The sequence below is a fragment of the Verrucomicrobiia bacterium genome (assembly GCA_035946615.1).
Classification (GTDB): Bacteria; Verrucomicrobiota; Verrucomicrobiia; order Limisphaerales; family UBA8199; genus DASYZB01.
Window position 1 is genome coordinate 1 of the sequence record DASYZB010000151.1, and the last position, 12495, is coordinate 12495.

Annotated in this window: 13 protein-coding genes and 1 tRNA gene; all 14 read left to right on the forward strand. The window is 60.1% G+C overall.

The window, feature by feature from the left end; all coding sequences use genetic code 11:
* The first annotated feature begins 46 nt into the window (after positions 1 to 46).
* The 14 genes from VG146_21990 to VG146_22055 all read left to right on the forward strand — a co-directional run bounded on the left by VG146_21990 (position 47) and on the right by VG146_22055 (position 12494).
* Positions 47 to 131, forward strand: a tRNA-Leu gene (locus VG146_21990).
* Positions 132 to 196: 65 nt separating this feature from the next.
* A complete protein-coding gene (locus VG146_21995; protein ID HEV2395031.1) occupies positions 197 to 1642 on the forward strand; it encodes a site-specific integrase in 1446 nt (481 codons plus the stop codon).
* 9 nt (positions 1643 to 1651) lie between these two features.
* The gene (locus VG146_22000; GenBank protein HEV2395032.1) at positions 1652 to 2272 is read left to right on the forward strand and encodes a hypothetical protein; all 621 of its coding nucleotides are present in this window, start codon (positions 1652 to 1654) and stop codon (positions 2270 to 2272) included.
* Between the two features lie 482 nt (positions 2273 to 2754).
* Positions 2755 to 3015 carry a hypothetical protein gene (locus VG146_22005; GenBank protein ID HEV2395033.1) on the forward strand — a complete coding sequence of 87 codons (261 nt, stop codon included), beginning with the start codon at positions 2755 to 2757 and terminating at the stop codon, positions 3013 to 3015.
* Complete coding sequence (locus VG146_22010) at positions 3005 to 3211, forward strand: hypothetical protein (GenBank protein HEV2395034.1); 207 nt, start codon at positions 3005 to 3007, stop codon at positions 3209 to 3211. The genes VG146_22005 and VG146_22010 overlap by 11 nt, the downstream gene beginning before the upstream one ends.
* A 208-nt stretch (positions 3212 to 3419) precedes the next feature.
* Positions 3420 to 4079 (forward strand): HNH endonuclease, encoded by a 660-nt coding sequence (locus VG146_22015; protein ID HEV2395035.1) that lies wholly within the window; start codon positions 3420 to 3422, stop codon positions 4077 to 4079.
* Between the two features lie 327 nt (positions 4080 to 4406).
* Positions 4407 to 4766 carry a hypothetical protein gene (locus tag VG146_22020; protein ID HEV2395036.1) on the forward strand — a complete coding sequence of 120 codons (360 nt, stop codon included), beginning with the start codon at positions 4407 to 4409 and terminating at the stop codon, positions 4764 to 4766.
* Positions 4767 to 4775: 9 nt separating this feature from the next.
* Positions 4776 to 5459 carry a hypothetical protein gene (locus VG146_22025; GenBank protein HEV2395037.1) on the forward strand — a complete coding sequence of 228 codons (684 nt, stop codon included), beginning with the start codon at positions 4776 to 4778 and terminating at the stop codon, positions 5457 to 5459.
* Complete coding sequence (locus tag VG146_22030) at positions 5426 to 6697, forward strand: WYL domain-containing protein (GenBank protein HEV2395038.1); 1272 nt, start codon at positions 5426 to 5428, stop codon at positions 6695 to 6697. Before VG146_22025 ends, VG146_22030 begins: the two co-directional genes overlap by 34 nt.
* Positions 6698 to 7120 carry a zinc ribbon domain-containing protein gene (locus VG146_22035; GenBank protein HEV2395039.1) on the forward strand — a complete coding sequence of 141 codons (423 nt, stop codon included), beginning with the start codon at positions 6698 to 6700 and terminating at the stop codon, positions 7118 to 7120.
* On the forward strand, positions 7120 to 8517 hold the full coding sequence (locus VG146_22040) for a hypothetical protein (GenBank protein HEV2395040.1): 1398 nt from the start codon (positions 7120 to 7122) through the stop codon (positions 8515 to 8517). The genes VG146_22035 and VG146_22040 overlap by 1 nt, the downstream gene beginning before the upstream one ends.
* Before the next feature lie 50 nt (positions 8518 to 8567).
* Positions 8568 to 8780 (forward strand): hypothetical protein, encoded by a 213-nt coding sequence (locus tag VG146_22045; GenBank protein HEV2395041.1) that lies wholly within the window; start codon positions 8568 to 8570, stop codon positions 8778 to 8780.
* Positions 8781 to 8924: 144 nt separating this feature from the next.
* Complete coding sequence (locus VG146_22050) at positions 8925 to 10163, forward strand: KamA family radical SAM protein (protein ID HEV2395042.1); 1239 nt, start codon at positions 8925 to 8927, stop codon at positions 10161 to 10163.
* 105 nt (positions 10164 to 10268) lie between these two features.
* Positions 10269 to 12494 carry a hypothetical protein gene (locus tag VG146_22055; protein HEV2395043.1) on the forward strand — a complete coding sequence of 742 codons (2226 nt, stop codon included), beginning with the start codon at positions 10269 to 10271 and terminating at the stop codon, positions 12492 to 12494.
* Position 12495: the final 1 nt, after the last annotated feature.

Here is a 12495-nt window from a genome sequence, read left to right on the forward strand (position 1 = left end):
CCGTGTGGGCTAACTCCCTGGGCCGTTAATTGAAATGGCTCCGATTGCGCATATGGTGGAATTGGCAGACACGCTACTTTGAGGTGGTAGTGGGGCAACCCGTGCAGGTTCAAGTCCTGCTATGCGCACCAACTAAAACAATGGGTTTAGCACTTCTTGCTTGCGTTTCTGACAGATTTCTGACAGACTCGCGGGCATGAAGAATGAACCCGTTTTTCCACTCGAAATCACCAAAGGCGGCGCGGTCGTGCGCATCTTTCGGCAGGTCTCCAGCAAGAATTACGAAAGTTTCACGGTCGCTTATTATCAGGACCAAGTGCGCAAGCGCGAGGTCCTGAGCGACTTCGCCCTGGCGAAGAAACGCGCCAAGAAGGTGGTCGCGGCGCTCTCCAAGGGCGAGGTCGCAGCGGCTTCGCTCAAGCTGGAGGACCAGCGCGCTTACCTGAACGCCAAGCGGCTGCTCAAGCCAACCAAGGTCACGCTGGAGGCGGCCTGCCGCGAGTATGCCGCGGCGGTGAAGTTGCTCGGCGGCGTGTCCATTCTGGCGGCGGCTCAGGAGTATGTGAAGCGGCACGGCGGGGGCAAGCCGTCGTTGAAAACGGTCCAGGAGGTCGTGACGGAGTTCATGGAGGCCAAGGAGGAGGGCCGCTCGACCCGGCTTCGCGGGAACGGCCGCAACGTGAGCGACAAGTATCTGTATCAGCTCCGGCTCAAGCTGGACGCGTTCGCCGGCCAGGTGAAGGGGCTTATCGGCAGCGTGACGGCGGAGGCCGTCAACGATTTCATTCACAAGCGGAAAGGCGCGAGCGGCCGGACCAAGAACAATTACCTCCAGGCGCTCAACGTGCTTTTCGAGTTCGCCCGCAAGCAGGGTTATGTGACGCGGGACTTTGACCTGATGGACAAGGTTGAGTCAGCCGCCGAGGAGGATTTCGAGATCGAGATTTTCACGCCCCAGGAGTTCAAGCTGCTGTTGGGGCACTGCCCTGAGTCGCTGGTGCCGGTGCTCGCGATCGGTGCCTTGGCCGGGCTGCGGACGGCGGAGATCGAGCGGCTGGATTGGCGCGAGATCAATCTGGCAAGCAAGTTCATCGAGGTGAAGGCGAAGAAGGCCAAGACGCGGGCGCGGCGGCTGGTGCCGATTGTGCCGGCGCTGGCGGCCTGGCTCCAGTCCTACCGGGCAGACGACGAGGCGGACGGGCCTCCGACAGAGGGGCCGGTGTGGCCGCAGTCGTTGCCGTATCTGTTCGAGCTCCAGCGTGACGCGGCGAAAGAGGCCGGCGTGGATTGGAAGCATAACGCGCTGCGGCACTCGTTCATTTCGTACCGGGTGGCGGAAATCAAGAACGTGGCCGAGGTGGCACTGGAAGCGGGCAACTCGCCCGAGATGATTTTCCAGCATTACCGCGAGCTGGTGACGGGCGAGGCCGCCAAGGAATGGTTTGGCATCACCCCGGCGGTGATCGAGGCCGAGGCGAAGCAGATCAAGGAGGAGGCCGCCAGGCTGCGGGCGGCCAGGGCGGAAGCGGAGAAGGCCAAGGGCGGGAAGAAACGGGGGGCCAAGAAGGTCGGCGCTGTGCCTGGGGTGCCGGTGCCGGCGGAGACCAAGATTGTAGCATTTCCCGCGGAGGCGGCGGCATAGGGAGCGCGTATGGCGAATCAAGTAGGCATGTCGGGTGCAGGTGCGGGACTTCCGGACAGGCAGCCGAAGATTTTCGAGCTGAAAATCCGCGATGATTTTTCGGACGATTTTCCTGCGGTGTGCCACGAAGCGGGCCACGCGCTGGCTTGGCTGAGCTGTGGAGGCAAGGTCAACGGCTTTGTGTTTGGGAGGAATGACGAAGGCCGACTTGGCGGGAAGACAGAGATTGGGTTTCCCCCTGGACGGGTGGCTGAGACCGAGGAAAACGCCCGGTTGTTCGCGGAGCGGTTGTTGGCGGGCGAGGCTGCTGTCCGATTGCTTCTCGGGGCCGGGCGGGACCTCATCTGTTCGTATGAGGTTGTCACGCACCCGAGGGGTGATGTTGGTATTATCATTGCCAGGCTAGATGAGTTTGTGCTGAAGCGTGGACTTAAGGGCAAGCTAGACATTAGGCAGGTGCTTGATCTGGCCAGCAAGGCGGCTAAGGACGGATGGTATGCGTGGGTGGGCGAGCGCCTTAAAGGGGCGCCGGCGGGTAGACGAAAACTGGGGTTCGATCCGAGCGCTCGGGGAGTGGTTGCTGCCCCAGGTGCCGGCGAAGGGAAGCGGTCCAGTCCACCTGGAGGGTGAGCCAGTCGCGGAGTTTCTTGGCGGTTTAGCGGTTCGCGCTGTCGGGGAGCCGCTGAGCATGGAAGAGGTCAAGGTGGGTTGAGTGCGCCTTGCGCGGTGAGCCTGCCCGGCTATAAGGGCTACGAGCTTAGCAGCTTGTAGGAGTCGCACAGCGGGAGCGCGGCGGGAACTTGCAAGGCGACCAGGGCAGGCGCGAAATTCCACCCTCAAAGCAACTGGACACATCCAGTTGCTTAACCATAACGGGCTTCTCTGCGGAAGCCGTTTGTGGCATCAATCAAGCCTGGCGAAGAAAGAGAAGAACGCGGCGGCGGTGGCTTTGGGCCGGCTCGGCGGGCTGAAGGGCGGAAAGGCCCGGGCGGCGAAGCTGTCGGCGGCGGAGCGGAGAGCGAGCGCGCGGAAAGCTGCTGCGGCACGGTGGGCGGAGAAAAAGGGCGAAAAAAGTTCTTGAGAATGCGTGAGCGGTCACGCATACTGTTGACATGACGGGCACATTCCAGAGGTTTGAGGTCACTCACGGTTCGTTTGGGGAACAGCATACGACGATTGATGGCGTGGAGTACCTGACGTGGTTCGATCTGATGGACCTGAACTTGAAAGGGCTGGAGGCCGGAGCAGTGGTTGAGTACGAGGCCCGCCCTGGGCCGACCCTCCTGTGCGACGCGCCGCAAGTGCGGAGCCGGCTGGCGTCGGCGCGGCTCGTCAGGGTTATTGGGCCGAGGGCGGACGCATATGAAGTTTAACGTCGCTCACCAGGTCGAGGCCGGGGGCAGGGTTTTGTACGACGATGGCCGCCCGGGCCACCAAGGCGTCGAGGGGCTCGTGCTGGAAGTGGTGGACGGGCATGGGATGCTGGTCCAGTTCGATGACCGGGCTGATACGACTTACATCCTTTTCTCGGACCCGCGGTGGATGGACTTCGTTTCGGTGGCGGAGTAGTGAGCGAGAGCCAGCCAGCCTGGTCTTTTTGGTTGTGCCGGGGTAGCATGCCGCAATGGGCCAGGCATCGAGAGTCAGATGGACGCGCGAGCATTCTCTGATCGCGCTTAACCTCTACTGCAAATTGCCGTTTGGGCAGTTGTATAAAGGCAATGCCGTGATTAAGGAGGTTGCCAGCAGGATGGGGCGAACGGCGAGCAGCCTGTCGATGAAACTTTGCAACTTCGCTGCCCTGGACCCAGTGCAGCGGGCGCGCGGAATCAGGGGGCTCTCCGGCGCGACGAAGCAGGACCGGGAAATGTGGGCTGAGTTCCATGAACGGGTGGAGGTGCTCGCGCCTGAAAGCGAGGAATTGCTGCACAACCTTTTTACCGCTGATGATGCGAGCGAGCTGGACTTTTTGGAACGCGGCGGGGTTAGGGTCGAACGCGCGTGGGAGCGCAGCATTCCGAGCGGGCCTACTGAAGGCACGGCCACGGTCCGGGTGAGGCGAGGGCAGCAGTTCTTCCGGCAGGCGGTCCTCAGGTCTTACGGGGTGCGTTGCTGCATCACGGGCATTCCGGTGCCACGGTTGTTGGTCGCGAGCCACATCAAACCATGGCGGGATTTTCCTGGGGAACGCCTGAATCCACGGAACGGGCTCTGCCTGTCGAGCTTGCACGACGCTGCTTTTGATGCGGGTCTCATTACTTTGGATGACGGGCTTAAGGTAGTTTTGAGCCGGAGGCTGCGGGATTATTTTCCGCAGTCGGTCCTAGAGCTGAACTTTGTCGGTTACGAGGGGAAGGAGATAAGGCGGCCGGAGAAGTTTGCGGAGCCAGACCCGCTGTTTCTAGAATACCATCGCGAGGTTGTTTTCGCGCGCTGACGGGGTTTTGTACGCAAGCGGGCCAGGCCCGCGTCGGCGCTTTTGGATCGAGCCGGGATTATTTGCTTGTGCCGCAGGGGCTTTCGGCGTTATGACACTGGCCCTGAGCGCCTTCCGCTTCCGCGGTGTTTGGATGTGGCAGCCGGAGGACATATGGGGGGAGCTTCACGAGAATGGTTGGCAACAGGATCAGTATTGTGGCCAGCGGTGCCCTAACTAACAACGTTCGCTACCACGGTTTACGCCAACAGGTCACGGCTACGCCGGATCTGGTTGGTGAGCCCATGGATTGGGGGAAAGACTTCTGGCAGTGACCCGATAGCGCACTTGGTCGAGGCCCTGCGGCGCTCTGACTGCCTCGTCAACGTCGTGACTCGGAAGCCGGTGACCGACTGGCATTACGAGGCGGTGCGTATCATGTGGGAGAATTTCCGGCCGACTCTGTACTACTGCCCCACCCTGCACAGCAAGCTGTACCTGGCCGAGTGTGACGGTTTCCGGTGTGCGGTGTTCGGGTCGCCGAATCTTACCGGGCGTGCGGACAACGAGAATCGAGAGCTGGCAATTGAATTTCGAACAACGGTGGAGAGTCGCGAGGATGACGTCGCCGCGATTATTACCCGGCTGGCAGAGTATGCCAGAGACCTGGCCGCCGAGGATGACGCTGAACTGATAGAAAAGCCGTAAAGGAGACCTATGCCGCTTACATTAGAAGACTGGTTCTGCATGAAGAACGGGAGGAGCAGCTTCCTCCCCCGAATTCCCGAGGACGCTGAACTGATATTCTGCCATGACCAGGTGCTCAACGGGGAGATTTTGGCCAGCATCGAGGCGACATTCGCCAAGGGCGAGCCGGTCAAGATGCTGGTTTACGGTGACTGGGGTGTCGGGAAGACACATTTGCTTTACCACATACAGTATTGGCTGAAGCAGAAGGAAGCCGATTACCCGGTGACGCCGCTCATCATCGAGATTGGCGACCTGACCAAGGTGTCGCGCTTCGACGAGGTCGTGCGGCCGTTCCTAAACAAGCTTGGGCTGGAAACCATCATTCAGTTGATAAACGACTACCGGGGGGTGAAGCCCAACGTTACGCTGGCCTTGCGGGACGCGGGGGTTTCCAGCCAGGTGGCAGAGGCGTTTTCGAAGCTGCTCTTGGCGGCTCCGGGAAGCTCGCCGCCACCGGACGTGTTGAGGGCGTTCGAGTACCTGAAGGGCAAGAACGTTGGGAAGGCCGGAACCGGCTCGGGCCTATCGGACCCTCTCAACCAGAGCCAAGACCTTTTTGACGTTCTGAAGGCGCTGGGCGAGATGCACAGAGCGGTCAGGGGCGGCGGCTGTTGTTCGTGGCGGACGAGGCAGCGAAGCTGGAGGACGTGAGCCAGGACATGGCGACTGAGCAGCACTGGCTGACGGTGAACAGGCTTGTGTTTGCAGACGAGAACAGGAGTTTCGGGTTCATCTATACCATCAGCGCCCGACGGACCGGCGATTTGCCTCGGGTGGTCTTCGAGGCGCAGATCAGGAACAGGCTTGGGGACAACATCTTTGAGCTTAAGAACCTGGCGACGGCTGACGTGCAGACTTATCTGCGGAAGGTGGTGGATAACTTTGTGGACAAGCCGAAGGTTGAAGGACTGGTGGCCGCCGGCACGATTCCTGCCGCCTCTTACAACTGGGATGCGTTTCCGTTCACTGTTTCAGCGAAGGCCGAGTTTATTGACTACTTCAACCGAATCTCTGTGACCGAGCGAGAGATGTTCGAGCTCTATGTGATGCACCAGGCCATCGAGCATTACCGGGGCACGCCGTTGGAGCCGCGGTTGGAGCGGTTCTTCCGGCGGATGGCCGGTCAATTGGACAACGAGGAGCTGTTCACGCTGGAAGACCTTGGCGCAGTGCTGTCGTTCCGGCCCTCGGCGCCGGACGAGGCCGACGCCAAGCTGTTCGATCTGGTCACCCGGGCGGTGCGGGAGCGGCGGTGGCTGCGGTTCGACTACCGAAAGCCGGGGGAGAAGAAGCCCGAGCGGCGGCGGGTGCAGCCGTACCACGTGCTGGAGTACGGCGGGCGGTGGTACCTGCTGGCCTACGACCCGATGCGCCGCGACGTGCGGACTTTCGTGCTGGGCCGGATGCGCGAGGCGGTCATGGGCGAGGAACGATTCGAGCGGCCCAAGGATTTTGACGCGCGCAAGCATTTGGAGAGCAGCATCGGGGTGATGGCCGGCAAGGGGGATTTCCAGGTGGTGGTCCAAATGGACGCCTGGTTGACGGACATTCTGCGCGGGCGGCGATGGCACCCGAGCCAGGTGGTGGAGGAGTTGCCTGGCGGCGGGTCGCAGTTGCGGCTGCGTCTGGGCGCATTGGAGGAGATCGTCCGGTCGTTTGAGGTGGGTGGCAGAGAACGGTTGATTGAGGTGAAGACCACTCGTTTCGGGGAGCTCACGCCTTTCTTCGCCTCGCGGAACGAGGTGGAGTTTTCTGACGAGCGCCGGGAACATTACCAGCTTTGCCGGGTGTTTGGTTTTCGGGAGGAGCCGCGGTTGTTTACTTTGGCGGGGTCATTGCGCAGCTCGTGCCAGCTTGAGCCGTTTAATTACTCGGCAGCGCCGAACTGAGTGCTCGTTTTTATCGTGATGCGGATGGACCTATCCGCCTTGACCTGGGGCGTCGGGATGACTATTACATTACGGGCTATGCCGACGTATGAGTATATCTGTGAAAAGTGCGGACACCAGTTCGAGAAGGTTCAATCCATTTCCGCGCCGGCATTGACTGAGTGCCCAAAGGATGCCTGCGCCCAAAAAAGGTGGGGCAAAGGCAAAGTCCGCCGTGCCATTAGCGGGGGCGGGGGGCTGTTGTTCAAAGGGAGCGGTTTTTACATCACAGATTACCGGAGCGAAAAATACAAAGAAGCGGCCAAGAAAGATTCAGCGACTGCGCTCACAAAGACAAAACCGGCCGCCAGCGGCGGCGACTCCAAACCGGCTGCGCCCAAGACCGATAGTTCCGCGCCCAAACCATCACCAGCAAAGTCCTGATGCCCTTTCCCACTGGCCGGATGCGCGCGCCAAACGCCGCGTTGCTGCGCAGCCTTTGCGCTTGGGGGCTTTACGCCCTGGTTCAGTTCACCGGCGCGCCAAGCCAAGGGCTGCCACAGGCCCTTTCGGCCTGGAGCGCCTCGGGCCAGTTTTTGATTCAGGAATTGGCAATCCCCTCTTCCATCGGAGCTGCGGGACTGGAATCCGATACCAACTTCGTCCGCCTGGAGCCGACACTCCTGGCCATTTCGTGCGAGCGGATTAAGCGGAACCTGTGGCGTGAACTCGGGGCGACCGACCCCTGGCGGGGCAGGATATTTCTAGCCATTTACCCCGCCCGCTCGGCGCAGGACCCGGTGACAATCACTTCCGAAAAGTTCCGGGACGGCTGGCAGTACCGGCTGGACTTGCCGAATGTGGTCGAGCGTTCGAGGTGTGTGCGGGGTGTGGTGCAGGCCCTTTTACTCGAGATGGCCAATCGCCGCGCGGAGCAGCACTCGGCGGAAATCCCACTTTGGCTCACAGAAGGAATGGCCCGGCAACTGCGTCTCTCGGCTGAGTCGGAAATTATTCTGCAGCCGCCCCGGGCGCGTCCCGGGGGGATGAGCCTGGCATCGACCTTTGTAGATGCCACGCGCAAGGACCCCCTCACACGGGCTCATGACGAATTGCGCTCCGGACCTCTGTTAAGCTTTCAGGAATTGAGCTGGCCCTCGCCCGAGCAGGCCAGCGGCGCCGGGGCGGAACGATACTGCAGCAGCGCGCAATTATTTCTGAACGAGCTGCTGCGGTTGCCCGACGGCAAGGCCTGTTTGCGGGCTATGCTGGCCGAATTGCCCAGCCATTACAACTGGCAGTTCGCATTCCTCCACGCCTTCAATCCCTGGTTCCAACGGCCTTTGGATGTGGAAAAATGGTGGACCCTCCACCTGGTGCATTTCACTGGACGCGAACTGGCCCAAACCTGGCCGATGGACGAGAGTTGGCAGAAACTGGACGAGATAATTCGTTCGCCCATAGAAGTGCGGGCTTCCACAAACGATCTGCCGCTGCACATCGATGTCCGGCTCCAAACAATCATTGAGCAAGCAGCACCCGAGCGGCAAAAGCAGCTCCTGGCCGTCCGTATTCGGGCCTTGGAATTAACCCGGCCACGGCTGGCGCGGGAGCTAGTGCCGCTGGTGGACGATTATCAACGGGTGCTGGTGGCCTATCTCCAGAAAACCGAGCAACCGGGCTTCACCCTTCCTTTCAGAAGAAAGGCAGCCCGCCGGCAAATCGCTCAGGAAACCATCCGGCAACTGGATGATTTGGACGCAAAACGTTCCAACTTGCGCCCCGAAAGATTCTCTTACCCGGCAATTCAGGCCAATTCGCGAGGCGAGGCGAGGCCCTGAGCCGGAATCTAAGGCAATTGGTCTCTGGCGAGCACGCCCCTGCCACAAGTATGAGTCAGCTCATGGAGTGCGGCGGCAAAGCGCAGCGACGACGGCGCTTTTGCCTGTACGCAGGCCAACCCCAAAGCGGCGTCGCGCTACGCTTGCCGCCGCACTCCAAAAAGCGAGCCGTCCATGCGCTCGTGCCGAAGCCTTGGGCGGCGTCGGATGCGCCCGAGGCGTTTGCGCTCCAATTTCAATTGCGGCGCCACTATTACACCTGACGGGTAGAAGCCCCCAAAACGTTTATCATCATCACAACAACTTGTTGCGCAGGTTATTGCGTTAATCGCAGACAGTCATATCAGGCGCTCGCCTTGACACTGTTTTGTTCAACCCTATAGTGCGCTAATTGTTTTCGGGGAAAAATGCACAACGATACTTCAGCGGAAAACAGCGAGGAACCGCCATCACACGAGCGGCTGGAGACCCTAAAGAATTTTCAACCAGCGGGACGAGGATTTTGGAGCGATGTTGCGGAAGCGGACTGGAATGACTGGCGCTGGCAGCTTAAGCACCGGGTTACAACAGTCGAGCAACTCCAGCGGCTGATGCCGACCTTAACGCCCGAAGAGTACGCGGGCACGGCTTTGGCCAATCAGAAGCTGGCGATGGCCATTACGCCCTACTTCTTTAACCTTATCGACGCAACGGACGAACAGTGCCCCATCCGCTCGCAGGTCATCCCGCGCATCGAGGAAACCCATACCGCTTCGTGGGAGATGAGCGACCCGTGCGGGGAAGATGCGCACTCGCCAGTGCCTGGCCTGGTGCATCGGTATCCCGACAGGGTGCTGTTCCTCGTCACCGACCGGTGCGCTTCCTACTGCCGCTACTGCACGCGCTCGCGGCTGGTCAGCAACGCCAGTGGATATGATTTTCACCCCGAGTTTGACAGGCAGATTGATTATATCCGGCGCTCGCCCGCTATTCGCGACGTCCTGCTCAGCGGCGGGGACCCGCTGCTGTTCAGCGACGAAAAACTGGAGTTTCTTCTGGACCGTCTGCGGGCCATCCCGCATGTGGAATTCCTGCGTCTGGGCACGCGAATTCCCATCTTCCTGCCGCAACGGATTACGCCGGAGCTCTGCGCGACATTGAAGAAATACCACCCGCTCTTTATCAGCATCCATTCCAATCACCCTCGGGAATTGACGACTGAGGCGCGGGTTGCCCTGGAACGGCTTGCCGACGCGGGCATTCCGCTGGGCAACCAATCGGTTCTGCTGCGAAACGTCAATGACGACCCGCTGGTGATGAAGGCGCACGTGCAGAAACTGCTCATGTGCCGTGTGAAGCCCTACTACATCTACCAATGCGACCTCATTGCGGGTTCCTCGCATTTGCGCGCCGGCGTGCAGAAGGGCTTGGAGATCATGGAACAGCTTCGGGGGCATACGACCGGTTATGCGGTGCCGCAATTCGTCATCGACGCACCCGGTGGCGGTGGGAAGGTGCCCCTCAATCCTGAGTACATCCTCAGCCGGAACGCCCGGCGGGTTGTCATCCGCAATTACGAAGGCAAGGTCTTCGAGTACCCGGAGGTGGCCGAGCCGCCCGCCTCAAGCCCAGTCGCGCAGGAAATCGAAGAGGCCGAGATGGTCTAAGCGCTTCGCGCGGCCCAGAGCCGGTTCCAAGGTTCTGAACTTGAAGCTTTCCTCTGCCTTTAGGTTTGCTACCGTTTTTGCGCTGGATTAAGCGTCCGGCAACATATGGCAACCGAGGCTAAACACGTCTGGAAATTCTTCCGCGCGGGGGGCTTTGACCAGGTCCGTCTGGACAGCGGCGCGGACCTAATGGCGCTCGATCAACTCGATCAGAAGCTCTGGGTAGCGCTGGCCTGCCCGACTACTGGATTGGAGTTCGATTCCAAAACCCTTGCATTAATCGATAGCGACAACGATGGCCGAATCCGGCCTCCGGAACTCATTGCGGCGGTGAAATGGGCCGGGCGATGTCTCAAAAACCCCAACGATTTGCTCCGGGGCGCAGGCGAGCTGCCCCTCGATGTGATTAACAACACAACGCCCGAAGGCAAGCAACTCCTGGCCTCGGCCAGGCATATCCTGGGTAATCTGGGCAAAAGCGATGCAACCTCGATCACGTTGGAGGACACCGCCGATACGGCGAAAATCTTTGTCCAAACCAAATTCAATGGCGACGGCATTATTCCAGCGGAATCCGCAGAGGACATCGAGACCGGGTCCGTTATCAATGACATTATCACCTGTTTTGGAGCAGAAACGGATCGCAGTGGCCGCCCAGGCATCGACCAGGCCAAGGCCGATCAATTTTTTGCCGAAGCCCAGGCCTATTCAGATTGGTGGAAGCAGGCTGAAACAACCCCAGCCATCCTGCCGTTGGACGGAGCAACCGCCACCGCCGCTGCGACCTTCCTGGCGATCAAGGCGAAGGTCGAGGATTATTTCATCCGGTGCCGATTGGCCGCTTTTGACCCACGGGCGCTGAATGGCTTAAACCGGGAAGAGAAGGATTACGTGGCCCTTGGGGTCAAAGACCTAAGCGCCGCGTGGGGGGAAATAGCGGGCTTTCCGCTGGCGCAAGCCGCCCCGGGCAAGCCGCTGCCGCTCAAAGAAGGCTTGAACCCAGCCTGGGCGGACCTGGTTGGCCAATTCGATGCCGCGGTGGTCAAGCCGCTGCTCAATGGCAATGGTTTCATTACCCAAAATGACTGGGCAGCCATCTCACAGAAATTCGATGGATACCAACGTTGGCTGGCCGCCAAAGCAGGCGCCGGTGTCGAGAAACTCGGCCTTGAGCGTGTCCGAGCGGTGCTCGCCGGCAAAAGCAGGGACAGCATTAACGGGCTCATCGCGCGCGACAAGGCCCTTGAACCGGAAGCCACTGCTATTAATTCCGTTGAGCGGCTCATCCGTTACTACCGGGACCTGTACCGGTTGGTAAATAATTTCGTTTCATTCCGCGATTTTTACAGTCGCAAGGACAAGGCCATCTTTCAGGCCGGCACGCTCTTTCTGGATCAGCGAAGCTGTGATTTGTGCATCACGGTGTCGGATCCCGCCAAACATGCCGTCATGGCCGGCCTGTCGGGCACTTATCTGGCGTATTGCGATTGCGCTCGCAAAGGGACGAGCGAACAGACCCAGATCGTTGCTGCCTTTAGCGACGGGGATTCCGACAACCTCATGGTTGGGCGCAACGGCATCTTCTACGATCGCAAGGGCCGTGATTGGGACGCAACGATCAGCAAGATCGTCGATAACCCAATCAGCATCCGGCAGGCCTTTTGGGCTCCGTATAAAAAAGCGGCGCGCATGGTCCAGGAACAGATTGCCAAGCGCGCGGCCAATGCCGACCAGACGGCGGCGGCCAAGTTGGCCCAGGCCGCCGCAAAAATTGAGCACGCGGCAAACCCGGCAACAACCGCCGATGCCTCTGTCCAGAGGAAAATAGACCCCGGCCTGGTGGCAGCAATGGGTGTTGGGGCGGCCGGAATCGGCGGCATGATTGGAGGCATTTTCAGTGGCTTTCTGAATTTGGGCTGGTTGATGCCTCTGGGTGTGATTGCCATTATCCTGATTATTTCAGGGCCATCCATGCTCCTGGCCTGGCTCAAGCTGCATAAGCGCAATCTGGGTCCAATCCTGGATGCCAACGGCTGGGCCGTAAACGCCAAAGCAAAGATCAACGTGCCTTTTGGCGCTTCGCTAACGCGTGTGGCTGCCCTCCCTCCAGACGCCAAACGCGACCTGGTCGATCCATTCGCAGAAAAAAAGCGGCCCTGGGGATTTTATCTTTCGTGCGCAGTGGTGCTGCTGGGGGCGTTGGCCTATTGGCTGGGCGGTTGTGACAGGCTCCTGCCTGCTCGGGCCAAAAGCACTTCGGTTTTCGGAACCACTGCCCCGGCTTATGCCGCGCCTCAAACCAATACCCCGCCCACCATTCCCGCAAAATAAC